This is a genomic window from Micromonospora sp. NPDC048907 (genome assembly GCF_055586885.1).
The window spans coordinates 15,005-39,854 of the sequence record NZ_JBVJHI010000003.1 but is presented as its reverse complement, the minus strand read 5'-3'; the positions used below and the strand labels follow the sequence as shown (position 1 = coordinate 39,854).

The 24,850-nt window shown below is 74.4% G+C and carries 17 protein-coding genes; 15 read left to right on the top strand and 2 right to left on the bottom strand.

Annotated features, from left to right (window positions below):
• Positions 1–93 precede the first annotated feature (93 nt).
• The 10 genes from argS to ACZ6PY_RS09620 all read left to right on the top strand — a co-directional run bounded on the left by argS (position 94) and on the right by ACZ6PY_RS09620 (position 18,286).
• Positions 94–1,758 carry an arginine--tRNA ligase gene (gene argS, locus ACZ6PY_RS09665; protein WP_466070861.1) on the top strand — a complete coding sequence of 555 codons (1,665 nt, stop codon included), beginning with the start codon at positions 94–96 and terminating at the stop codon, positions 1,756–1,758.
• Between the two features lie 55 nt (positions 1,759–1,813).
• Positions 1,814–3,226 carry a diaminopimelate decarboxylase gene (gene lysA, locus ACZ6PY_RS09660; protein ID WP_466070859.1) on the top strand — a complete coding sequence of 471 codons (1,413 nt, stop codon included), beginning with the start codon at positions 1,814–1,816 and terminating at the stop codon, positions 3,224–3,226.
• A complete protein-coding gene (locus ACZ6PY_RS09655; RefSeq protein ID WP_466070857.1) occupies positions 3,223–4,533 on the top strand; it encodes a homoserine dehydrogenase in 1,311 nt (436 codons plus the stop codon). Before lysA ends, ACZ6PY_RS09655 begins: the two co-directional genes overlap by 4 nt.
• A gap of 114 nt (positions 4,534–4,647) precedes the next feature.
• Complete coding sequence (gene thrC / locus ACZ6PY_RS09650) at positions 4,648–5,697, top strand: threonine synthase (protein ID WP_466070855.1); 1,050 nt, start codon at positions 4,648–4,650, stop codon at positions 5,695–5,697.
• 121 nt (positions 5,698–5,818) lie between these two features.
• Entirely contained in the window at positions 5,819–9,076 is a 3,258-nt protein-coding gene (locus ACZ6PY_RS09645) for an efflux RND transporter permease subunit (RefSeq protein WP_466070853.1), read from the top strand.
• Positions 9,077–9,244: 168 nt separating this feature from the next.
• A complete protein-coding gene (locus ACZ6PY_RS09640; protein ID WP_466070851.1) occupies positions 9,245–10,066 on the top strand; it encodes a polysaccharide deacetylase family protein in 822 nt (273 codons plus the stop codon).
• 9 nt (positions 10,067–10,075) lie between these two features.
• Complete coding sequence (locus ACZ6PY_RS09635) at positions 10,076–11,320, top strand: MFS transporter (protein WP_466070850.1); 1,245 nt, start codon at positions 10,076–10,078, stop codon at positions 11,318–11,320.
• Between the two features lie 70 nt (positions 11,321–11,390).
• The gene (gene thrB, locus ACZ6PY_RS09630; RefSeq protein ID WP_466070848.1) at positions 11,391–12,335 is read left to right on the top strand and encodes a homoserine kinase; all 945 of its coding nucleotides are present in this window, start codon (positions 11,391–11,393) and stop codon (positions 12,333–12,335) included.
• Between the two features lie 295 nt (positions 12,336–12,630).
• Positions 12,631–14,703, top strand: a complete 2,073-nt coding sequence (rho, locus tag ACZ6PY_RS09625; RefSeq protein ID WP_466070846.1) for a transcription termination factor Rho — start codon at positions 12,631–12,633, stop codon at positions 14,701–14,703.
• A gap of 139 nt (positions 14,704–14,842) precedes the next feature.
• Positions 14,843–18,286, top strand: a complete 3,444-nt coding sequence (locus ACZ6PY_RS09620; RefSeq protein ID WP_466070844.1) for a phosphodiester glycosidase family protein — start codon at positions 14,843–14,845, stop codon at positions 18,284–18,286.
• 101 nt (positions 18,287–18,387) lie between these two features.
• Here the strand turns inward: ACZ6PY_RS09620 and ACZ6PY_RS09615 are convergent, their stop codons facing one another.
• Entirely contained in the window at positions 18,388–19,284 is an 897-nt protein-coding gene (locus ACZ6PY_RS09615) for a phosphatase domain-containing protein (RefSeq protein WP_466070842.1), read from the bottom strand.
• A gap of 240 nt (positions 19,285–19,524) precedes the next feature.
• Here ACZ6PY_RS09615 and rpmE point away from each other — a divergent pair, with 240 nt between their 5' ends.
• Both rpmE and prfA read left to right on the top strand, forming a co-directional pair.
• The gene (gene rpmE / locus ACZ6PY_RS09610; RefSeq protein ID WP_091262200.1) at positions 19,525–19,749 is read left to right on the top strand and encodes a 50S ribosomal protein L31; all 225 of its coding nucleotides are present in this window, start codon (positions 19,525–19,527) and stop codon (positions 19,747–19,749) included.
• A 112-nt stretch (positions 19,750–19,861) separates the two neighbouring features.
• A complete protein-coding gene (gene prfA / locus ACZ6PY_RS09605; protein ID WP_466070840.1) occupies positions 19,862–20,950 on the top strand; it encodes a peptide chain release factor 1 in 1,089 nt (362 codons plus the stop codon).
• 21 nt (positions 20,951–20,971) lie between these two features.
• Here prfA and ACZ6PY_RS09600 read toward each other — a convergent pair whose 3' ends face one another.
• Positions 20,972–22,525: a GGDEF domain-containing protein gene (locus ACZ6PY_RS09600; protein WP_466070838.1), complete on the bottom strand. Its 1,554-nt coding sequence runs from the start codon at positions 22,523–22,525 to the stop codon at positions 20,972–20,974.
• 73 nt (positions 22,526–22,598) lie between these two features.
• On the opposite strand from ACZ6PY_RS09600, the gene prmC reads away from it, so the two are divergent.
• From prmC to ACZ6PY_RS09585, 3 genes are read left to right on the top strand one after another with little or no spacing between them, the layout of a single operon-like run.
• A complete protein-coding gene (gene prmC / locus ACZ6PY_RS09595; protein ID WP_466070836.1) occupies positions 22,599–23,546 on the top strand; it encodes a peptide chain release factor N(5)-glutamine methyltransferase in 948 nt (315 codons plus the stop codon).
• A complete protein-coding gene (locus ACZ6PY_RS09590) occupies positions 23,546–24,190 on the top strand; it encodes an L-threonylcarbamoyladenylate synthase (RefSeq protein WP_466072024.1) in 645 nt (214 codons plus the stop codon). The genes prmC and ACZ6PY_RS09590 overlap by 1 nt, the downstream gene beginning before the upstream one ends.
• On the top strand, positions 24,191–24,802 hold the full coding sequence (locus ACZ6PY_RS09585) for an arsenate reductase/protein-tyrosine-phosphatase family protein (protein WP_466070834.1): 612 nt from the start codon (positions 24,191–24,193) through the stop codon (positions 24,800–24,802).
• The last annotated feature ends 48 nt before the right edge of the window (positions 24,803–24,850 follow it).

The following is a 24,850-nucleotide window of genomic DNA, read 5'->3' as shown; positions in this document are numbered from 1 at the left end:
TCGTCAGGTCGGTCGGTCAGGGGAGCCGCGGGGCCGGTGCACATGCTGGGTCGCCGCCGCGGGGACCGAGTCTACCCCCGATAACATGGTTCGGTGACTCCCGCAGAACTCGCCGAGGTCGTCCTCGCCGCAGCCCACGCCGTCTTCGAAGACCGGGGCCTGGACCGCTCCGCGCTGCCCGCGCAGACCACCGTCGAGCGACCCCGCAGCCCCGAGCACGGCGACTACGCCTCGACGCTGGCGCTGCAGCTCAGCAAGAAGGTCGGCGTCCCCCCGCGGGAGCTGGCCGGCGCCCTCGCCGACGAGCTGGGCAAGGCGTCGGGGATCAAGTCGGTGGAGATCGCCGGCCCGGGGTTCCTCAACATCCGGCTCGACGCGGCCGCCGCCGGCCAGCTCGCCCGGGTCATCGTCGAGGCCGGCCCGGCGTACGGCCGCAGCGACACCCTGGCCGGCCAGCGGATCAACCTGGAGTTCGTCTCGGCGAACCCGACCGGCCCGGTGCACATCGGCGGGGTCCGCTGGGCGGCCGTCGGCGACGCGCTCAGCCGGCTGCTCCGCGCCACCGGCGCCGACGTGGGCACCGAGTACTACTTCAACGACGCCGGCTCCCAGATCGACCGGTTCGCCCGCTCCCTGCTCGCCGCCGCGCAGGGCCAGCCGGCCCCGGAGGACGGCTACGGCGGCGCGTACATCGCGGAGATCGCGGCCGAGGTGGTCGAGCGCCGGCCCGAGGTGCTGGACCTGGCCGAGGACGCCGCCCAGGAGGTGTTCCGGGTCGAGGGCGTCCAGCTGATGTTCGCCGAGATCAAGTCGTCGCTGCGCGACTTCGGCGTGGAGTTCGACACCTACTTCAACGAGAAGGACCTGCACGACCGGGGTGAGCTGGACAAGGCGCTCGACCGGCTGCGTGAGCAGGGTCACCTCTACGAGTCCGAGGGCGCCACCTGGCTGCGCACCACGGACTTCGGCGACGACAAGGACCGGGTGCTGCGCAAGTCCAACGGCGAGTGGACCTACTTCGCGGCGGACTGCGCCTACTACCTGGACAAGCGCGAGCGCGGGTTCGAGCGCGTGGTGATCATGCTGGGCGCCGACCACCACGGCTACATCGGCCGGATGAAGGCCATGGCCGCCTGCTTCGGCGACGACCCGGACCGCAACCTGGAGATCCTCATCGGCCAGCTGGTCAACCTGCTCCGCGACGGCGCCCCGGTGCGGATGAGCAAGCGGGCCGGCACGGTGGTCACCCTGGAGGACCTGGTCGACGCGATCGGCGTGGACGCCTCCCGCTACGCGCTGGCCCGCTACTCCAGCGACTCGCCGATCGACATCGACGTGGAGCTGTGGACGCGCGCGACCCGCGACAACCCGGTCTACTACGTGCAGTACGTGGCCGCCCGCACCGCCAGCGTGGGCCGCAACGCCGCCGAGGTCGGGCTGACCCGGGGCGAGGCCGCCGGCTTCCACGCCGAGCTGCTCTCCCACGAGAAGGAGAACGAGTTGCTCAAGGCCCTCGCCGAGTTCCCCGCCGTGGTCTCCTCGGCGGCCGAGCTGCGCGGCCCGCACCTGGTGGCCCGCTACCTGGAGCGGCTGGCCGGGGCCTACCACCGGTTCTACGACAACTGCCGGATCCTGCCGCGCGGCGACGAGGAGGCCACCGACCTGCACCGGGCCCGGCTCTGGCTGAACGACGCCACCCGGGTGGTCATCGCCAACGGCCTGCGCCTGCTCGGCGTCTCGGCTCCGGAGCGGATGTAATGCGAGCGCGAGGAGTGAGCTTGGAAGCCCCACAGTCGCGAAGCGGAGACAACTGATGCGGGCGCACGAGGCCGGTGCCCTGCACGGCGACATCGGCAACCGGGGTCCGGCCTGGCTGCGTCCGCCGGTCGACGTCAACGAGCTGGTCCCGCACCTGTGGCCGCGCAACGTGGTGCGCGGAGCGGGCGGCGCCCTGACGGTCGCGGGCCTGGACGTCCGCGACCTGGGCGCCGAGTTCGGCACCCCGGTGTACGTGCTGGACGAGGACGACCTGCGCGCGCGCGGCCGCGAGTTCCGGGACGCCTTCCCGGACGCCGACGTCTACTACGCCGGCAAGGCGTTCCTCTGCCGGGCGGTGGTCCGGATGATCGCCGAGGAGGGCCTGTTCCTCGACGTCTGCACGGGGGGCGAGCTGGCCACGGCGCTGTCGGCCGGCATGGAGCCCGCGCGGATCGGCTTTCACGGCAACAACAAGTCCGTGGCCGAGCTGACCCGGGCCGTGGACGCCGGGGTGGGCCGGATCATCGTGGACTCGTTCGCCGAGATCGACCGGCTCACCGCGATCGCCCGCGAGCGCGGGGTGCGGCCGAGGGTGCTGGTCCGAGTGACCGTCGGCGTGGAGGCGCACACCCACGAGTTCATCGCCACCGCGCACGAGGACCAGAAGTTCGGCTTCTCCCTCGCGGGCGGCGCGGCCGCGGCGGCCGCCTTCAAGATCCTCGACGAGGACGTGCTGGAGCTGCGCGGGCTGCACTCGCACATCGGCTCGCAGATCTTCGACGCCAGCGGCTTCGAGGTGTCCGCCCGCCGGGTGCTGGCCCTCCAGGCGCAGATCCGCGACGCGCGCGGGGTCGAGCTGCCCGAACTGGACCTGGGCGGCGGCTTCGGCATCGCGTACACGACGCAGGACGACCCGGCCGCGCCGCACGAGCTGGCCAAGCGGCTGCGCAAGATCGTCGACGGGGAGTGCGCGGCGGAGAACCTGGCCGTGCCGCACCTGTCCATCGAGCCGGGCCGGGCCATCGTCGGGCCGGCCGTGTTCACCCTCTACGAGGTGGGCACGGTCAAGTCCGTGCCGCTCGGCGGCACCGGGGGCGGCGCAGCGGACGGTCGTGCCTATGTCAGCGTCGACGGGGGGATGAGCGACAACATCCGCACCGCGCTCTACGACGCGTCCTACTCGGCGACGGTGGCCAACCGGGCCTCGGCCGCCGAGCCGATGCTCGCCCGCGTGGTGGGAAAGCACTGTGAGTCCGGGGACATCGTGGTGAAGGATGAATTCCTGCCCGCCGACGTGCAGCCCGGAGATCTTGTCGCGGTGCCCGGCACCGGGGCGTACTGCCGGAGCATGGCCAGCAACTACAACCATGTCCCGCGGCCCCCGGTCGTCGCCGTCCGCGACGGTCGGGCCCGGCTCATCGTCCGCCGGGAGACCGAAGACGACCTGCTCGCATTGGATGTGGGATGACCTCACCCGTTCGCTTGGCGCTGCTCGGCTGCGGCACGGTCGGCAGCGACGTGGTGCGGCTGCTGCACGAGCAGTCGGCCGACCTCGCCGCCCGGATCGGCGCCCCGCTGGAGATCGCCGGCATCGCCGTCCGCCGGCTCGGCCGGGACCGCGGCGACCTGCCGGTCGACCCCGCCCTGTTCACCACCGACCCGCTCGGCCTGATCAAGCGGGACGACGTGGACGTCGTGGTCGAGGTGGTCGGCGGGATCGAGCCGGCCCGCACCTGGCTGGTCGAGGCGCTGCGCGCCGGCAAGAGCGTGGTCACCGCCAACAAGGCGCTGCTCGCCGAGGACGGCGCGACGCTGCACGACGCGGCCGCCGAGGGCGGCGCGGACCTCTACTACGAGGCCAGCGTCGCCGGGGCCATCCCGCTGCTGCGCCCGCTGCGCGAGTCGCTGCACGGGGACCGGATCAACCGGGTCACCGGCATCGTCAACGGCACCACCAACTTCATCCTCTCCGCCATGGACGCCACCGGCGCGGGCTTCGCCGAGGCCCTGGAGGAGGCCACCGAACTGGGGTACGCCGAGGCCGACCCCACGGCCGACGTGGAGGGCTTCGACGCGGCGGCCAAGGCGGCCATCCTCGCCTCGCTGGCGTTCCACACCCGGGTCACCGCCGCCGACGTGCACCGCGAGGGCATCACCGAGGTGACCGCCGCCGACGTGGCCAGCGCCAGGGCCATGGGCTGCACCATCAAGCTGCTCTGCATCGCGGCCCGGGGCACCGACGCGGCCGGGCGCGAGACGGTCAGCGTCCGGGTGCACCCGGCCATGATCCCGCTGACCCACCCCCTCGCGGGCGTCGGCGACGCGTTCAACGCGGTGTTCGTCGAGGCCGAGGCGGCCGGGCAGCTCATGTTCTACGGCCGGGGCGCGGGCGGCGCGCCGACCGCCAGCGCGGTCCTCGGCGACGTGGTGGCCGTGGCCCGCAACCGCCTCGCCGGGGTCCACGCGGCCAGCGAGTCGGCGTACGCCGACCTGCCGGTCCGGCCCATGGGCGAGGCGCTCACCCGCTACCACATCAGCCTGGACGTGGCCGACCGCCCGGGTGTGCTGGAGGCGGTGGCCGGGGTCTTCGCCCGGCACGAGGTCTCCATCGCCACCGTGCGGCAGGGCCCGGCCGGCGGCGGCCCCGACGCCGAGCTGGTCATCGTCACCCACGTGGCGCCGGACGCCGCGCTCGCCGCCACCGTCGGCGAGCTGCGCGGGCTGGACATCGTCCGCTCGGTGACGAGCGTCCTGCGCGTCGAGGGCGGGGCGTAGCCGACCGTCCCGCCTGATGGTTATCCAGGGGTGTGCCGGCGGCCGGTCCGGGAGGCTGGTCCACGCTGGTAGGGGCCCCGCGGCGACCGCGGCGGCAGAGGCGAGGAGCGCGACATGTGGCGGGGTCTGATCGAGGCGTACCGCGACCGGCTGCCGGTCACCGGCGCCACTCCCGTCGTCACCCTGCACGAGGGGAACACGCCGCTGCTGCCGGCGCCGGTGCTCTCCGCCCGGGTCGGCGCCGACGTGTGGCTCAAGGTCGAGGGAGCGAACCCGACCGGCTCGTTCAAGGACCGGGGCATGACGGTCGCCGTCTCCAAGGCCGTCGAGGCCGGTGACAAGGCGATCATCTGCGCCTCCACGGGCAACACCAGCGCCTCCGCCGCCGCGTACGCGGCCCGCGCCGGGATCACCTGCGCGGTGCTGGTGCCGCAGGGCAAGATCGCGCTGGGCAAGCTGGCCCAGGCGCTGGTGCACGGCGCCAAGCTGCTCCAGGTGCAGGGCAACTTCGACGACTGCCTGGCGCTGGCCGGCAAGCTCGCCCAGGACTACCCGGTCGCGCTCGTCAACTCGGTGAACGTCGACCGCCTGCACGGGCAGAAGACCGCCGCGTTCGAGATCGTCGAGGCGCTCGGCGACGCGCCCGACATCCACTGCCTGCCGGTGGGCAACGCCGGCAACATCTCCGCCTACTGGATGGGCTACTCGGAGGACCTGCGGGACGGCAACGCCACGAAGGCCCCGAAGATGTACGGCTTCCAGGCGGCCGGCGCGGCGCCGATCGTCACCGGGCAGGTGGTGCCGGAGCCGTCCACCATCGCCACCGCCATCCGGATCGGCAACCCGGCGAGCTGGACCAAGGCGATCGACGCCCGGGAGGCGTCCGAGGGGCTGATCTCGGCGGTCACCGACCGGGAGATCCTCTCCGCGTACCGGCTGCTGGCCCGCGAGGTCGGTGTCTTCGTCGAGCTGGGCAGCGCGGCCAGCGTGGCCGGTCTGCTCCAGCAGGCCGCCGCCGGCCGGGTGCCGGCGGGCGCCACCGTGGTCTGCACGGTGACCGGCCACGGCCTCAAGGACCCGGAGTGGGCCATCTCCACCGCCCCCGCCCCGCTGACCATCGCCAACGACGCCCTGGCCGCGGCCCGCTCCCTCGACCTGGTCTGACCGGCCCGCGCCGGCCGGAGCGGGCGGCGTCACGCCGGCCGGGGCCAGTGGGTGGGAGCGTGATCGCGTGCGGCAGACTCATCCCACCCCGTACACCCCTTTCCAGGAGTGAGTAACGCCCATGTCGCTGCTCGCCAGATTCAGTCTCGCCAACCGGGGGCTGATCGCCCTCATCGCGCTGGTGACCACGGCGTTCGGGGCGTTCGCCGTGCCGTCGCTGAAGCAGCAGCTGCTGCCGTCGCTGGAGTTCCCCGCCGCGTTCATCATGGCGCCGTACCCGGGCGCCGCGCCGGAGATCGTCGAGTCCCAGGTCGCCGAGCCGATCGAGAACAGCCTCCAGGGCATCCCGGGGCTGGAGAAGATCACCTCCACCTCGCGCGAGGGCTCCGCCACCGTCCAGGTGCAGTACGAGTTCGGCACCGACCTGGACGACGTGGTCAACAAGATGCAGACCGCGCTGAGCCGGATCGACGCCCAGCTCCCCGAGGGCGTCGACCCGCAGGTGCTCGCCGGCAGCACCGACGACCTGCCGGCCGTGGTGGTGGCCGCGACCGGCGGCGGCGACGAGCAGGCCCTGGCCGAGAAGCTGCGCGCCACCGTCGTACCCGAGCTGGAGGGGCTGGACGGGGTCCGTACGGTCGACGTGACCGGCGCCCGCGACCAGGTCGTGACGATCGTCCCCGACGCGGCGAAGCTGGCCGCGGCCCGGCTGGCCCCGACCGCCATCGCCCAGGCGTTGAAGACCAACGGCGTGGCGCTGCCGGCCGGCGCGGTGATCGAGGGCGGCCGCTCGCTGCCGGTGCAGGTCGGCACCCCGATCCGCAGCGTCGACGACCTGCGCGGGATCGTGCTCAGCACCGCCCCCGCCGCCCCGGTGCGCCTCGGCGACGTGGCCCGGGTGGAGCAGCAGCTCGCCCCGGCCACCGCCTTCACCCGCACCAACGGCAAGCCCAGCCTCGGCATCGCGGTCACGGCCTCGCCCGACGGCAACGCGGTGGCCATCTCGCACGACATCCGGGACCGCCTGGACGAGCTGGAGGCGGCCTCCGGCGCCGACCTGACCGTGGTCTTCGACCAGGCCCCGTTCGTGGAGCGGTCCATCGAGAGCCTCACCACCGAGGGCCTGCTCGGCCTGCTCATGGCGGTCGTGGTGATCCTGGTCTTCCTGCTCTCGGTGCGCTCGACCGTGGTCACCGCGGTCTCCATCCCGCTGTCGGTGCTGGTCGCGCTCATCGTGCTGTGGGCCGGCGACTACTCGCTGAACCTGCTCACGCTCGGCGCGCTGACCATCGCCGTCGGCCGGGTGGTCGACGACTCGATCGTGGTGCTGGAGAACATCAAGCGGCACCTGGAGTACGGCGAGCCGAAGCGCGACGCCATCCTGGCCGCGGTCCGCGAGGTGGCCGGCGCGGTGACCGCCTCGACCCTCACCACGGTCGCCGTCTTCGCGCCGATCGCCCTGGTGGGCGGCTTCGTGGGGCAGCTCTTCGCGCCGTTCGCGATCACCGTGACGGTGGCCCTGCTCGCCTCGCTGCTGGTCTCGCTGACCGTGATCCCGGTGCTGGCGTACTGGTTCCTCAAGCCGCCGCGCGGCGGGGCCGACGAGGCCGCCGCCCGGCGGGCCGCCGCGGAGAAGGAGCTGCGCAGCCCGTTGCAGCGGGGCTACCTTCCGGTGATCGGCTTCGCCACCCGGTCCCGCGGCACCCGCTGGGCGACCGTGGCGCTGGGCCTGCTGGTGCTCTTCGGCACGTTCGGCCTGGCCCAGAAGCTGGAGACCAACTTCCTCGACGACTCCGGCCAGGACACCCTGGCCATCCAGCAGGAGCTGCCGGCGGGCACCGGGTTGACCGGCACCGACCAGGCCGCCGCCCGGGTGGAGGAGATCCTCCGGCGCACGCCGGGGGTGGAGACGTACCAGGTCAGCGCGGGCGGCGGCGACAACCCGTGGGCCGGCGGCGGCAACGACACCGCCTCCTGGTCGCTGGCGCTCGGCGACGACACCGACGCGGCCGAGGTCCGGGAGAAGCTGCGCACGGAGTTCGACCGGCTCGGCCCGGAGGCCGGCGAGCTGACCTTCGGGGGTGGGCAGAACGCCTCCGCGAACCAGCTCGAGGTGGTCGTGCAGGCCGCCGACCAGGACACGCTGACCCGGGCCGCCGAGGCCGTCCGGGACGCGATGGCCGGCACGGCGGGCGTCGAGGACGTCACCACCGGCCTGGCCACCCGGGTGCCCCGGGTGGAGGTGACCGTCGACCGGGTCGCCGCGGCGCGGGCCGGGCTGACCGAGGCGGCGGTGGGTCAGGTCGTCGCGCAGGCGTACCGGGGGGCGCCGCTCGGCCAGGTCACCCTGGACGGCACCCCGCAGGACGTGGTGCTGAGCACCGGGGCCCGGCCGCCGCTGAGCGTGGCCGAGCTGCGGGCGCTGCCGGTCGGCCCCGTGAAGCTGGACGACATCGCCGACGTCAACCAGGTCGAGGGCCCGCAGCAGGTGACCCGGATCGACGGCGAGCGGAGCGTGTCGGTGACCGGCACGGCGACCGGCTCGAACCTCGGCGCCACCACCCAGGAGCTGCAGAAGAAGCTGGACGCGCTGGACGTGCCGGGGGCGACGTTCGTCATCGGCGGCGTCAGCGCGGACCAGGCCGACGCCTTCGCCGACCTGGGGCTGGCCGTGCTGGCCGCGATCGCGATCGTCTTCCTGATCATGGTGGGCACGTTCCGCAGCCTGACCCAGGCGCTGATCCTGCTGATCTCCGTGCCGTTCGCGGCGACCGGCGCGATCGGCCTGCTGCTGCTCACCGGCACCCCGCTGGGCGTCCCGGCGCTGATCGGCGTGCTCATGCTCGTCGGCATCGTGGTGACCAACGCGATCGTGCTGCTGGACCTGATTAACCAGTACCGGGAGCAGGGCATGGGCGTGACCGAGGCGGTGGTCGAGGGCGGCCGCCGCCGGTTGCGACCGATCCTGATGACCGCGGTCGCCACCGTGTTCGCGCTGCTGCCGATGGCGTTCGGCCTGACCGGTGAGGGCGGGTTCATCTCCAAGCCGCTGGCCGTCGTGGTGATCGGCGGTCTGCTCAGCTCGACGCTGCTCACGCTGATCCTGGTGCCGACCCTCTACACGATGGTGGAGCGCACCAAGGAGTCCTTCCGCGAGCGCCGGGCCCGCCGGCGGGGCACCCCGGCGCCCGTCGAGACGCCGGCACCGGCGCCCGTCCCGGTGACCGTCGGGGGCGGGCAGGGTCCGGCCGAGGCCGCCGGCCCGGTCGCCGAGCCGCCGGCCCGGCCGGCGCCGTCGGCCGCGCTGGTCGACGGTACGGACCAGTTCGAGGTGCTGCGCCTGCCGAAGAGCCGCCGGTCCCCGCTCCCGCCGGAGTAACCGCCGCAGCCCGGAGAGGTGGCCGTTCCCGCCGGGGACGGCCACCTCTCCCGTTCGGGGGACGGTGGGAACCACCCGGGGGGCGGTACGGTGAGTGAGCCGAAACTCACTGTGGGTGTCGGCCCGTCCCGCCGAGCCGGGGCGGCCGACCGGACCGGGAGCGGGGCGATGGCGGACGGCGTGGCCCGGTGGGGCAGGCGCAGCGTGCTGCGCCGCACCGCGCTGCTGGCCGGGGGCGCCGCGCTGGGTGTCGCCACCACCGTGCAGACCACCTGGATCGCCGACCGCCGGCTCCCGCTGGCCGCCGGACCGGCCAGCGCCACCCTGGGCAGCCGCTACCAGCAGGTGGGCGGTGGCGGGGTCGAGGTCGTCTGGGCGGTCCGCACCGGCGACCCGCTGGTCGCGCTGACGTTCGACGACGGGCCGCAGCCACAGTGGACACCCATGGTGCTGGACACCCTGGCCGAGCACCGGGTGCCGGCCACCTTCTTCCTGGTCGGGGAGCGGGCCCGCCGGCACGCCGCGCTGGTCCGCGACCGGCTGGGTGGGCACGAGGTGGGCAACCACAGCTGGGCGCACCACGACCTGGCCCGGATGGACGCCCACACCGCCTACGACGACCTGCGCCGCAGCCACGAGGCGATCGCGGCGGCCACCGGGGTGGCGCCCCGGCTGCTCCGCCCGCCCTGGGGGCACCTGGGCGGCGCGGTGCTCCACGCCGCCGCCCGGCTCAACTACCGGCTGGTCCTCTGGTCCCTCCAGATGGTCGAGGGGGAATACCCGCACGACCCGGCCGGGCACGCCCGGCGGATCGTGGCCGACGTGCGACCCGGCACCATCCTGCTCGGTCACGACGTCGGCCCCGAGCGGCGGCTCGTCGCGCTCGGCGGCCTGCCCGACATGATCACAGGGCTGCGCGCCCGCGGCTACACCTTCGTCACCGTCTCCGAACTGCTGCGCCGCGCCGCCGTCCTGGGAGCGGCCCGATAGGGTTCCGGCGTGTCACCCACTGTCTCGGTCCTCGTCCGCAACCGCGACTTCCGCAACCTCTTCCTCGCCGAGCTGGTGGCCTTCGGCGCCGACTGGTTCGTCATGGTGCCGCTGCTGGTGCTCCTGCCGGAACTGACCGGCAGCGGGGTGTGGGGGGCGCTGGTGCTCGCCGTGGACACCGGCATGACCGCCCTGCTGCTCCCGTACACCGGCACCATCGCCGACCGGTTCGACCGCCGGAAGATCATGATGGCGGCGAACCTCGCCGCACTGGCCGGCATCCTGCTGCTGCTCGGCGTCCGGAGCGCCGGCACCGCCTGGCTGGCCCTGGTGTCGATCGCCGCCGTGGCGGTGGCGAAGGCGTTCTACTCGCCGGCCGCCCAGGCCGCCCTGCCCAACGTGCTCGACCCGGACGACCTGGCCGCCGGCAACGCGATCGCCGGCTCGGCCTGGGGCACCATGACCGTGGTCGGCGCCTCGCTCGGCGGCATGCTCAGCGCCGCCGCCGGCCCGTACGCCAGCTTCTGGGTGGCGGCGGTCGGCCTGGCCGGGGCGGCGGCCCTGGCCGCGCGGATCCGCCGGCCGTTGCAGGCGCCCCGCGACCCGGCGGTGGCCGTCCCGCGCACCTGGGCGGCGATCCGCGAGGCGTTGGGCTACATCGCGCACCGGCCGCGGGTGCTCGCCCTGGTGACCGTGAAGTCGGCGGTGGGCCTGGGCAACGGCGTGCTCACCGTGTTCCCGCTGCTCGCCGGGCTGTACGGGGTAGGCGCGATCGGCACCGGCCTGCTCTTCGCCTTCCGCGGCGCCGGCGCACTGGTCGGGCCGATCCTCATGCGGCGGGTGCTCAGCAACCGCGCGTGGCTGCTCACCGGCCTGGCCCTGTCGATGTCCCTCTACGGCCTGGCCTACGTCGGTGTGGCGGTGGTGAACTGGTTCCCGCTGGCGCTGATGCTGGTCTTCCTGGCCCACCTGGGCGGTGGCAGCAACTGGGTGCTCTCCAACTACGCCCTGCAGGGGGAGGTGCCGGACCGATTGCGCGGCCGGGTCTTCGCCACCGACATGATGCTGGCGACGCTCGCCATCTCGGTCAGCCAGCTGGTCGTGGCGTTCGTGGTCGACACGATCGACGAGCGCGTCGTCCTGGCCGGCTGCGGCCTGGTCACGGTGGTCTACGCGGTGGGCTGGCGGCTCGCCACCCGGCGGCTGTCGCTCACCGACCCGGTCGAGGAGTCGGAGCCCTGCCGCACCCCCTGAGCGGGGGACCGCCCTTCCCACGGTCCGGGCGATCCGGCGGGCTGTCGGCGCCGGGACCTAGCATGAGCCCGTGCCGACGACTTTCACCTCCGGTCCGGTGCGGGTCCGGGTGCCCGCGACCAGCGCGAACCTCGGCCCGGGCTTCGATTCGCTCGGGCTGGCCCTCGGGCTGCACGACGACGTGGCGGCCGAGGTGACCGCCGCCGGCGTACGGGTCGCGGTGACCGGGGAGGGCGCCGGCGAGCTGCCCGGCGACGACCGGCACCTGGTGGTGACCGCCATGCGGGCGGCCTTCGACGTGCTCGGCGCGCAGCCGGCCGGGCTGGCGCTGGAGTGCGTCAACCGGATCCCGCAGGCGCGCGGCCTCGGGTCCTCCTCGGCGGCCATCGTGGCCGGGGTCCTGCTGGCCCGGGCGCTGATCGCCGACGGCGCCGCGCGGCTGGACGACGCCGCCGCGCTCCGGCTCGCCTCCGAGCTGGAGGGGCACCCCGACAACGTGGCGCCATGCCTGCTCGGCGGCTTCACGGTCGCCTGGACGGAGCCGGCCGGCGCGCGGGCGGTCACCCTGCCCGTGGCCGGGGCGGTCCGGCCCACCGTCTTCGTCCCGGGCGAGCGCGGGCTGACCTCGGTCGCCCGGGCGGCGCTGCCGGCCACCGTGCCGCACGGCGACGCGGCGCTGAACGCGGGCCGGGCCGCGCTGCTGGTGCACGCGCTGACCGCCGACCCGACGCTGCTGCTTCCGGGCACCGTCGACCGGCTGCACCAGGACTACCGGGCCGAGGGGATGCCGGCCACCGCCGCCCTCGTGGCCGCGCTCCGTGCGGCCGGTGTGGCGGCTGTGGTCAGTGGGGCGGGTCCGACCGTGCTGGCGTTGTCCCAGGTCCCCGCGGGATTCCAGGCGGGAACAGATTGGCGCCGGTGGGAGTTGCCGATAGACGTCAGCGGTGCCCGGGTCACCCGGGGTAGACTGGGACACGCCGAGCGGGACCCTGTTGCCGCAGGTCGGAAGAGTTGATTACGCTCTACACCTAGCACAGCCGCGAAGCATGCGATCTCCTGCGGGTCGGCGCACCCCCGAAGCTCTCGGCGGTCAGCCCGTCACCCCTGCCAAAGGCCCACGCCGCGCCGCAGTTTCCACAGGTCGCCGCAGACGGCGAGACCTGCTCACCGATGTTGGTGAGTCGGGAAACCGACCGGCTGCTGTGTCACAGACTCCCGCGACGCGTCCATGCGAGGCGGGTGCACCGAGGCCGCCCGGCCACCTGTTCTTCGACTCCGGGCAGCCCCGGCCTATCGAGGGAAGGAATCCATTGAGCGACACCACCGACGTGACGTCGGATGTTTCCAACGTCGCTGGCGATGCCACCACTGCCGCCCCCACACGCCGTCGGCGCAGCGGCACCGGCCTGTCGGCGATGCTGCTGCCTGAGCTCCAGAGCCTGGCCGCGTCGCTCGGTATCTCCGGTACGGCTCGCATGCGCAAGGGCGAGCTGATCAGCGCGATCACCGAGCGGCAGGGCGGCGCCGCCGCCGGAACCCCTCGACCGCGGGCCGAGGTCGCGGCCGCGGCCGCTCCCGCCCGTGAGGAGGTGCACGCCGAGGTCCGCGAGGAGCGGGCCGAGCCCGAGCGCCGCGCCGCCGAACCGGCGCCGGCCGCCGAGGCGACCGAGGGGCGCACCCGCAGCCGCCGGAGCCGTGCGGCCGCCGCGACCACCGAGGCCCGACCGGCCGAGACGCGGACCGAGGAGGCTCCCGCCGAGACCGGCGAGCGCGCCGATCGGGCCGAGCGGCCGGAGCGCGCCGAGCGTGGCGAGGGCCGGGGCCGCGAGCGGGCCGAGCGTGGCGGCGAGCGGGCCGAGCGCGGCGGTGACCGGGCTGAGCGCGGCGAGCGCACCGACCGTGGCGAGCGTGGCGACCGTGGCGAGCGCACCGACCGTGGCGAGCGTGCCGACCGTGGCGAGCGCAACGAGCGGGGCGAGCGTGCCGACCGTGGCGAGCGTGCCGACCGGGGCGAGCGCAACGAGCGGGGCGAGCGCGGTGACCGGGGCGAGCGCAACGAGCGCAACGACCGGGGTGACCGCAACGACCGCGGCCAGCGCGCCGAGCGCAACGACGACGGTGACGACGACGGCGAGGGCGGCGGCCGGCGCGGCCGGCGCAGCCGGTTCCGGGACCGCCGGCGCGGCCGCGGCGACCGCCCCGAGGGCGGCGACGGTGGCGGCCGCGAGCCGCAGGTCGGCGAGGACGACGTGCTCGTCCCGGTCGCCGGCATCATCGACGTGCTCGACAACTACGCCTTCGTCCGGACCACCGGCTACCTGGCCGGCCCGAACGACGTGTACGTCTCGATGTCCCAGATCAAGAAGTACGGCCTGCGCCGCGGTGACGCGATCACCGGTGCGGTCCGGGCCGCCCGCGACGGCGGCAGCGAGCAGCGGCGCGACAAGTACAACCCGCTGGTCCGGCTCGACACCATCAACGGGATGGAGCCGGACGAGGCGAAGCGGCGGCCGGAGTTCTACAAGCTCACTCCGCTGTACCCGCAGGAGCGGCTGCGGCTGGAGACCGAGCCGCACATCCTGACCACCCGGGTGATCGACCTGGTGATGCCGATCGGCAAGGGCCAGCGGGCGTTGATCGTCTCGCCGCCGAAGGCGGGTAAGACGATGGTGCTGCAGGCGATCGCGAACGCGATCACCCGCAACAACCCGGAGTGCCACCTCATGGTGGTGCTGGTGGACGAGCGGCCGGAAGAGGTCACCGACATGCAGCGGTCGGTGAAGGGCGAGGTCATCGCGGCCACGTTCGACCGTCCGCCGCAGGACCACACCACGGTCGCGGAGCTGGCGATCGAGCGGGCGAAGCGCCTGGTCGAGCTGGGCCACGACGTGGTCGTGCTGCTCGACTCGGTGACCCGGCTCGGCCGGTCGTACAACCTGGCGGCGCCGGCCAGCGGCCGGATCATGTCGGGTGGTATCGACTCCACCGCGCTCTACCCGCCGAAGCGCTTCCTGGGCGCGGCGCGGAACATCGAGAACGGCGGCTCGCTGACCATCCTCGCCACGGCGCTGGTGGAGACCGGCTCGATGGCCGACACGGTCATCTTCGAGGAGTTCAAGGGCACCGGCAACGCCGAGCTGAAGCTGGACCGGAAGATCGCCGACAAGCGGGTCTTCCCGGCGATCGACATCAACCCCTCCGGCACCCGCAAGGAGGAGGTCCTGCTCGCGCCGGAGGAGCTGGCGATCATCCACAAGCTCCGCAAGGTGCTGCACTCGCTGGACTCGCAGGCGGCGCTCGACCTCCTGCTGGATCGGCTCAAGCAGTCCCGCACGAACATCGAGTTCCTGATGCAGATCGCGAAGTCCACCCCGGGCGAGTGACCTGACGGGACTCCGGAGAGGGGCACGGCCTGCGGGCCGTGCCCCTCTTGGCGTCCAGGGTCGGGGAGCGCTGAAGTTTTTCTTCGGTTAAGCCGGAGGGTATTGAAACTTCTGTTCAGTCTCGGGTTGACTGTGGTCCATGCGAATCCGCAGTCGATCCGCCCGTCTCGCCGGCGTCCTGCTGCTGACGCCGCTGCTCACCCTCACCGCTCCGGTCCCGCCCGGTGTGGCGGCCGCGGCCCCGCCGCGTACCCCGGCCGAGGACGCGCCGGCCGCCTCCTCCCGTCCCGACTCCGCGGTCGCCCTCGCCGGTCAGGCCGGTGTGGAGCCGGCCGACGGCCTGGAGACCGCGAAGACCACCCGTCCGGTCGCCCCCGGACTCGACCTGACCTCCTTCGACCGCTACGACGCCGACGGCTGGCTGCGGGCCGACGCCCTCACCGCCGACCTCTCCGGCGGCCTGGCCGTCGACTACGTGAACTCCGGCGCCGTCACCCGGGACGAGCCGCTGCGCGCGGCGGTGGACCGCTCCCGGGCGGTGGCCGCGGTCAACGGCGACTTCTTCGACATCAACGCCTCCGGCGCCGCCCAGGGCATCGGCATCCGCTCCGGCGAGCTGGTCCAGTCGCCGGTGGCCGGCCACACCAACGCCGCCGCGGTCAGCGCGGAGGGGATCGGCCGGGTCATCCAGGTCGGCTTCGAGGGCACCGCCACCCTGCCCGCCGGGCCGGTGCCGCTCACCCAGTTCAACAACATGGTGCAGCGCGACGGCCTGGGCGTCTTCACCCCGCTCTGGGGGTCGTACACCCGCAAGCGGGCCGTCGAGGGCGCCGCGCGGGTGGTCGAGGTGACGGTGACCGGCGGCCGGGTCGCCACCGTGGCCACCACGGCGGGGGAGGGCCCGATCCCGGCCGGGACCACCGTGGTCCTCGGCCGCGAGGCCGGCGCCGACGCGCTTGCCGCGCTGCGCCCCGGCGACCCGGTCGACCTGACCTGGCGGCCGAAGGCGTCCGACGGGAGCAGCCCGCGCGCCGCGGTCGGCGGCGGCAGCGTGCTGGTCCGCGACGGCGTGGTGCAGACCATCGCCGACGACAGCCTGGCCCCGCGCACCTCGGTCGGCTTCTCCGCCGACGGCCGCCGGATGATCATGCTGACGGTGGACGGCCGGCAGGTGGACAGCCGGGGCGTCACCCAGACCGAGATGGGCCGGATGATGGTCGAGCTGGGCGCGTGGAGCGCGCTCAACCTCGACGGTGGCGGCTCCTCCACGCTGCTGGCCCGGGAGCCGGGCGCGGCGGCGGTCCAGGTGGAGAACAGCCCCTCCGACGGCAGCGAGCGGCCGGTGCCGAACGGCCTGGCCATCTACGCCCCGCAGGGCAGCGGCCGGCTCACCGGCTACTGGCTGGAGACCGCGAGCGACCCGACCGCCGCGCCGGGCGTCGCGCCGATCCGCGGCGGCCGCCCCGACCGGGTCTTCCCCGGCCTGACCCGCCGGCTCACCGCGGCGGGCTACGACGAGACGTACGGGCCGGCCGCCGGCGCGCCGCACTGGCGGGCCGACCCGGCCGCCCAGGGCGCCGTCGACGACGGCGTGTTCCGGGCCGGCAAGGCCGGGCGCAGCACCGTCACGGCCTGGCGCGGATCGGCGCGCGGCACCCTCGACCTGACCGTCCTCGGCCCGCTGCGGCGCGTCGACTCCACGGTGGACCGGCTCGGCCTCAACCAGCAGGGCGACAGCGGCCTGTTCGGCGTGGTCGGCTACGACGCGGAGGGCAACACCGCGCCGATCGAGCCGGCCGACCTGAAGCTCGAGTACGACCACGACCTGCTCAGCGTCACCCCCACGGCCGACGGCAACCTGGCGGTCACCGCGCTCGGCGGCACCGGCTCGGCGCTGGTCACCGTCCGGGTCGGCGCGAGGACCACCGTGCTCCCGGTCACCGTCGGGCTCACCGACGTGCCGGTGGCCGGTTTCGACGACGCCGCCTCCTGGAAGTTCAGCCAGGCGCGGGCCAGCGGGGCGGTCGCCCCGGCCGAGGGGCACACCGGCACCGGCCTGAAGATGTCGTACGACTTCAGCCAGTCCACCGGCACCCGGGCCGCGTACGCGGACCCGCCGGCCTGGATCGACGTGCCCGGCCAGCCGCAGGCGTTCGGCATGTGGATCAAGGCCAACGGCACCGGCGAGTGGCCCAGCCTGCACCTGCACGACGCGCAGGACACCCAGTTCGTGCTGCGCGGCCCCTACCTGACCTGGACCGGCTGGCGGTACGTCGAGTTCACCGTGCCGCCGGGCGTGCAGTACCCGGTGAGGGTGCGCCGGTTCTACGTGGCCGAGACCGACCCGGCCAAGCAGTACACGAGCGAGGTCGTCATCGACGACCTGGTGGCCCGGGTGCCCCCGACGGTGCAGGCGCCGGAGGAGCCGAACCTCACCGACCGGGTGGTGCTGCGCGACGGCACGGTCGACGGGGCGCCCTGGCGCTTCGCCGTCATGTCCGACGCCCAGTTCGTGGCCGCGAACCCGGACAGCGACCTGGTCGCCCAGGCCCGCCGTACGCTCCGCGAGATCCGCGCGGCGAAGCCCGACTTCCTGGTCATCGACGGGGACTTCGTGGACACCGCCTATCCGGCGGACTTCGCGCTGGCCAAGCGGATCCTGGACGAGGAGCTGGGCGGCGAGCTGCCGTACTACTACGTCCCCGGCAACCACGAGATGATGGGCGCGCCGATCGACAACTTCCGGAGCGTGTTCGGGGACACCTCGCGGGTCTTCGACCACCGGGGCACCCGCTTCGTCACCCTGAGCACGGCCACCGGCTCGCTGCGCGGCGGCGGGTTCGACCAGGTGGAACTGCTGCGGAGGACGCTAGACGAGGCGGCCGCCGACCCGGCGGTCGGCTCGGTCACCGTGCTCTTCCACCACCCGCCCCGCGATCCCAGCCCGGCCAAGGCCAGCCAGCTCGGCGACCGGAAGGAAGCCGCCCTGGTGGAGCAGTGGCTGGCCGACTTCCAGCACCGCACCGGCAAGGGCGCGCTCCTCGTCAACGGGCACGTCGGCACCTTCCACGCCGACCGGGTGGACGGCGTGCCGTACGTGATCAACGGCAACTCGGGCAAGGACCCGTCCACCCCGCCCCAGCTCGGCGGCTTCACCGGCTGGACCGAGTTCGGCGTCGACCCGGTGACCCGCCAGGAGGCGGAGCAGGCCCGCCGGGACCCGCTCGTCGAGGGGCCGCGCTGGATCGCGGCGGAGTTCCACGCCCACGTCGACCGCCTCGCCCTGGCCGCCCCGGCCGAGGTCGCGGTCGGCGCCCCGGCCACCGTCACGGCCACGCTCACCCAGCCGGGCGGCCGTACCGTCCCGGTGGCCGCCCCGGTCAGCGCCGACTGGTCCGGCTCGCCCAACCTGCTCATCGGGGACGGCGCGGTGAAGCCCTGGCACGTGGCCCGGTTCGACCCGGAGACCGGCCGGCTGACCGCGCTGCGTCCCGGCGGGCGGGTGCTTCTCGTGGTCACCGTCAACGGCGTCCGCGCCGAGGCGGCGGTGACCCTCACGGCGGCGGAGGCGCCCGCCGCCTGACCGCCCCGCCGGCGGGCTCCTCGACCTGGGGGAGGAGCCCGCCGGCGGGCGCGGCGGTCGGGAGGGGCCCCGGGCGTCGACCCGGGGCCCCTCCTCGCACCTCAGAAGTCACCCTCGGCGACCTGGAAGACGGTCAGGCCGAGCGAGCGCCACATCCGGACCACCTGCTGGCGGTCGTCGAAGACGCCGACCACCCGGTAGCGGTCCCGGATCTCCCGCTCGTAGATCTCCCGTTTGACGACGGCGTCCTTGCGCTGGTCGCCGACCGCCCGCAGGTGCAGCGCCAGGTAGGGGACCCGGACGTGGCGGTCCAGCCACGCCTCGGTGTCCGCCCGGGCCGTGGCGTCCCGGCCCGAGCAGAAGACCACCGCGTGCCCGGCCGCGTGCATGGCCCGGACCGCCGCGATCACCGCCTCGTTCGGTGCGTCCTCGCCGACCCGGGTCATGTCGTACGGGCTGCGCGACACGTTCAACGCCACCGTGCCGTCGATGTCGACCAGCACGATGTCGGGGCGCTCGGCGGCCTCCCGCTCGACCCGGGCCGGGCCGCCGGTCCGGGCGGTCGGCACCGGCAGCGGTAACGGGCGGTTCGCCAGGTAGCGCTCGTGCAGCCGGCGGATCGCGGCCTCGCCGACCCGGTCCACCTCGGGGCGCGCGGCGTCCCGGCGCAGGCACTCCTCCAGCGGCACGTCGGTGAAGTCGTGCACCTCGAACGCCGCGCCGTACCGGGCGGCCAGCTCGGCCCAGTCCCGCAGGGTGCGTGAGCGCAGGTTGGTGTCGTCGACGCAGACGCTCACCCGGGCCGCCAGCAGCGCCTCCACCTGGGCCCGCTGCACGCGGGTGACCTGCCCCTCGGCCCACTGGGTGAAGAGCCGCTCGCCGTGCATCATCCGGCGCAGGTCGTCCCGGTTGATCCGGACCACCCCCGGCTGGAGCCGGCGGGCGAAGGTGCTCTTGCCGGAGGCGGGCAACCCGCGGGTGGCGATCAGGCGGAACATCCCGTACCTCCCGTTCGTGCCTCTGCAGTCTCCACGAATGCCCGCGAGGCGGGCGGGAATGCGTACCGGGAGGTGAGCGTTGCGTCTGCCGGACCTGGTGTGCGGCCCGCTCGACGGGTCGGCGGAAGCCCATGGCACACTGGTCAATCGGCCACCGGTTCCGGTTCACGCCCGAGCCCGTCGTGACGACGGGGAGCACGACGGCGACCCGGCGACCACCGACGAAAGGACCGAGGCGACATGAAGCCCAACATCCACCCGGAGTACGTGACCACCGAGGTCCGCTGCTCCTGCGGCAACACGTTCACGACCCGCAGCACCGCCAAGGGCGGTTCGATCAGCGTCGAGACCTGCAGCGCCTGCCACCCGTTCTACACGGGCAAGCAGCGCGTGCTGGACACCGCCGGTCGGGTCGCGAAGTTCCAGCAGAAGTACGCCAAGGTTCAGGCCAAGAAGGCCAAGTAGCTCCGTCGACGACGCCCGTGTCCGGCTCCGTGCCGGGCACGGGCGTTCGTCCGTTTGTGCCCGTTTCCGCCCGCCCCCGCCCGGTCGTCGTCGTCGAAGGAGCACCCGCAGCATGAGCAGTGAGCGCCTGGCCGCCCTCCTCGACGAGTACGCCGAGCTGGAGCGGCGGCTGGCCGACCCCGCGATCCACGCCGACCAGGGCACCGCCCGCCGGGTCGGCCGGCGCTACGCGGAGCTGGTCCCGCTGCACAAGGCGGCCGGTGAGCTGGAGCAGGCGCGGGCCGACCTGGCCGCCGCCCGCGAGCTGGCCGCCGAGGACCCGGCCTTCGCCACCGAGGCCGAGGCGATCGCGTCGTCCCTGCCGGCGCTGGAGGAGCGGCTGGCCGAGCTGCTCATCCCGCGCGACCCGCACGACGCCAAGGACGTCATCGTCGAGATCAAGGCCGGTGAGGGCGGCGAGGAGTCGGCGCTGTTCGCTGGCGACCTGCTGCGGATGTACACCCGTTACGCCGAGCGGCGCGGATGGGTCACCGAGGTGATCGACGCGCAGGACTCCGACCTCGGCGGGGTCAAGGACGTCTCCCTGGCGATCAAGACCAAGGGCGTGCCCGAGGGCGGCAACGGCGTCTGGTCCCGGCTCAAGTGGGAGGGCGGCGTGCACCGGGTGCAGCGCGTCCCGGTCACCGAGTCGCAGGGCCGGATCCACACCAGCGCGGCCGGTGTCCTGGTGCTGCCCGAGGCCGAGGACGTGGACGTGACCATCGACCCGAACGACCTGCGGATCGACGTGTTCCGCTCGTCCGGGCCGGGCGGCCAGTCGGTCAACACGACCGACTCCGCGGTGCGGATCACCCACGTGCCCACGGGCATCGTGGTGTCCTGCCAGAACGAGAAGTCGCAGCTGCAGAACCGCGAGCAGGCCATGCGGATCCTGCGGGCCCGGCTGCTCGCTGCGGCACAGGAGCAGGCCGACGCGGCCGCCTCGGACGCCCGCAAGGCGCAGGTGCGCACCGTGGACCGGTCGGAGCGGATCCGCACCTACAACTTCCCGCAGAACCGGATCACCGACCACCGGATCGGCTACACGGCCTACAACCTCGACCTGGCGCTGGCCGGCGAACTGGACGGGGTGCTCGACGCCCTGGGCGAGGCCGACCGCGCCGCCCGGCTGGCCGGCGAGACGGAGCTGACCCGGCGCTGACCTCCGGCCGGGCGCCCGCGCTCAGGAGGCGCGGAGGCGGTCCTTGGCGCGCAGCATCTCCCGGTCGGCCAGCTCGAACGCGGCGCCCAGCGCCTCCCGGACGCTCACGCCGGTGCCCCCGTCGACCTCGGCGAAGCCGATGCTCACGCCGACCGGGGTGCCGGGGACGAGCGACTCCCAGTCCTCGGTGTGCACGGCGGCCTGGATCCGGCGGGCCACCTCGGCCGCCTCCGCCATGCCGGTCTCCGGCAGCACCACGACGAACTCGTCCCCGCCGTAGCGGGACACGAAGTCGCCCCGCCGCATCACCCGGTTGATCACCCCGGCGATCCGTTGCAGCACCAGGTCGCCGGAGTGGTGCCCGTGCCGGGTGTTGACCGCCTTGAACCCGTCGAGGTCGCAGACGCCGATAACCACCCGCTCGCCCCGGGCCACCACCGCGCCGATGTAGCGTTCCAGCCGGCGCCGGTTGGGCAGCCCGGTGAGCGGGTCGGTGAGGGCCTCGCCCTCGTAGCGCGCGGCCTCGCGGCGCATCTCCTCGTGGTCGATCCGGGCGGCGATGCCGTCGATGTAGACGTCCCGCAGCCGGTCGCTGCGCTGCGCGGCCAGCCGGAAGGCGTGCCGGTCGGCCCGGTGCGCCGCGGCGTGGTCACCGGCCCGGGCGAGCGCGACGCTGCGCAGCCGGGGCGCCTCGGCGGCGCCCAGCGTCTCGTCGGAGACCCGGATGGTGTCCAGCCGGGTGACCGCCTCGATCGGCCGGCCCTCGCCGACGGCCAGGCAGACCTGGCCGAGCTGGCGCAGGTCGCGGGCGCGGGCGCTGTCCCCGCCGTGCGCGAGCAGGCGGGCCGGGTCGGCGTCCCCGCCGGAGTCCACCCGGTCGCCGAGCGCGGCCCGGCGGGCCGCGGCGTAGCCGTAGGCGGCCAGGCTGCTCGGCCGGAGGTTGCCGGCGCGCCCCCGGCGCAGGAACCGGGCCAGGTCGCCGGCCACGTCCCGGAGCACCCGCAGGCAGCCGTCGCTGTCGCCGTTGTGGTCCAGCGCCACCGCGTTGCGCAACCGGATGCCGGGCGCCGCGAAGGTCTCCTCCGGGATGCCGGCGGTCAGCCCCACCTGCCGGGCGCGTTCGATCGCGCCGAGCGCGTGGCCGTGGAAACTCAGGTAGGAGTAGGCCATCGCCAGGTCGTGCCAGCCCCAGGCGGTGTCCCGGTCCGGGTCGTCGTCGGCGCCCAGTGCCCGGGCGGCGCGGACCAGGTGGCTGACGCACCGGTCCAGCGCGCCCTGGTGGTGCGCTGCGAGCGCGGCGAGGGCGTGGAGATGCCCGTGCAGGTAGGGCTCGGCCAGGTCCCGGACGGCGGCGGAGGCGTCCTCGATGGCCCGGGTGAACTCCGCCGTCCGACCGAGATTGATCAGTGCGGAGAGGCGCTGCACGAGAGCGTCCGCCCGCGCGCACGGGTCGTCGGTGGTGCGGATGACCCGGTCCAGCAGCGCGCACGCCTCCGCCGAGCGGCTGACCTCCTGCAACGCCCGGGCGCGCCGGAGGGCGTCAACCTGGTCCTCGACCCGGTCGAGCCAGCCCACTCGCGACCTCCTGTCGGTGTGCTCCCGGACGCACCCGCTCGTGAGGTGACCCGCGACGCTTCATGATTATGTCGTGACCTCCCTCCCGCAACACCCGTCCAAAGGGTCAGAACGCGAGCGCCCCTCACTGGTGGTCGCCCGGGCGGCCCGGGCCCTGGCCGCGGCCGGGGTGGAGGCGGCCCGCGCCGAGGCCGAGCAGCTGGCCGCGTACGTGCTGGACGTGCCGCGCGGCCGGCTGGCGCTGGCCGACGGCTTCACCCCGGAGCAGCGCGACCGCCTCGACACGCTGGTCGACAGGCGGGTGGCCCGGGAACCCCTGCAGCACCTCACCGGCGTCGCCGGCTTCCGTCATCTGGAGCTGGCGGTAGGCCCGGGCGTCTTCGTGCCCCGCCCGGAGACCGAACTGCTCGCCGGCTGGGGGATCGAGCAGGCGCGCCGGTGGGCCGCGCCGGTGGTCGTCGACCTGTGCAGCGGGTCCGGGGCGATCGCCCTGGCGGTCGCCCAGGAGCTGCCGTCGGCCCGGGTGGTGGCCGTGGAGCGGTCCCCGGCGGCGCTGGACTGGCTGCGCCGCAACGCCGCGGAGCGGGCCGCGGCGGGGGACCGGCCGATCGAGGTGGTCGCCGCCGACGTCACCGACCCGGCGCTGCTCGCCGACCTGGTGGGCCGGGTCGACGTGCTGCTGTGCAACCCGCCGTACGTGCCCCGGTCGGTGGTGGTGCCGCCCGAGGTGGCCCGCCACGACCCGGACGAGGCGGTGTTCGGCGGCGCGGACGGGCTGGACGTGATCCGCCCGGTGGTGGTCCGTGCCGCCGCGCTGCTGCGCCCCGGCGGCGTGATCGGCGTCGAGCACGACGACACCCACGCCACGGCGGTGCCCGCGCTGCTCGCCGCCGACGGCCGGTACGAGCGGGTCGAGGAGCACCGTGACCTGGTCGGCCGGCCCCGCTGGGCGACCGCGTCCCGCCGGGCGGACGGCCAGCACGCCGACGCCGCCCCGGCGTGGCAGACTGGCTCCTCGTGATGCTCTACGACTGTCGGTCGCCGGCAGACCGGGACCGCGGCGTCGAGGCGGCCATCGAGGCGGTCAAGAACGGTGAACTCGTCGTCCTGCCGACCGACACGGTCTACGGCGTCGGGGCCGACGCCTTCACCCCGTACGCCGTGAAGGCCCTCGCGGACGCCAAGGGTGGCGCGCGGCAGGCGCCGCCGGTGTTGATCGGTTCCCGGCACACCCTCGACGGCCTGGTCTTCTCGCTGCCCCGCTCGGCCCGCGAGCTGGTCGAGGCGTTCTGGCCGGGCGCGCTGACCATCGTGGTGGAGCACTCGCCGAGCCTGGCCTGGGACCTGGGCGACTCCAGCGGCACGGTGGCGGTGCGGATGCCGCTGCACCCGGTGGCGCTGGAGGTGCTGCGGGAGACCGGCCCCATGGCGGTGGCCTCGGCCAACAAGGTCGGCCAGCCCGCGGCGCTCACCGCCGAGGAGGCCCGCGACCAGCTCGGCTACGGCGTCCGCGCCTACCTGGAGGCCGGCCCGGCGCTCGACCCGGTGCCGAGCACGATCGTCGACCTGACCGGCGAGGTGCCCCGGGTGCTGCGCCAGGGCGCGGTGACGCTGGAGAAGCTGCGCGACGTGGTGCCGGACATCCTCGACGAGCGGGGGGTCTGAGTGCCGCCGTTCACCGTGCTGCACGTCTGCATGGGCAACATCTGCCGGTCCCCGATGGCCGAGCGCCTGCTGGTGGTGGCCGTGCGGGAGCGGTTGGGCCGGCTGGGCGTCGACCCGGCTCGCTCCGACGAGCTGGTGCACAGCCACAGCGCCGGCACCGGCGGCTGGCACGCCGGCGAGGAGATGAACCCGCCCGCCGCCCGGCAGGTGATCTCGCGCGGCGGTGGGGTCGACGGGTTCGCCGCCCGCCGGCTCCGCTCCGACCTGATCGACGCCGCCGACCTGGTCCTCACCGCCACCGCCGACCAGCAGGAGTACGTGGTGGCGCTGCGCCCGGACGCCGCCGGGCGGACCTTCGTGCTCGGCGAGTTCGGCCGGCTGCTCGGCGCGCTGGACCGGGCCGGGCTGCCCCCGGTGGAGGCCACCCCCGACGCGGTGTACGCCCGGGGCGTGGCGGTGGTGGCGGCGGCGGACGCGGCCCGCCAGGGCAGCACGGCGCTGCCCACCGACGACCTCGACGACCCGTGGGGTCGCGGCGACCAGTGCTTCAGCCGGGTGGCCGACGAGATCGAGGAGACCGTCCAGCCGCTGGCCGCCGCGCTGCTGCCCTGAGGTTCATCCTTCCTCGCGAACTTCCTGCGCATTTCGCCGAAGATGGCG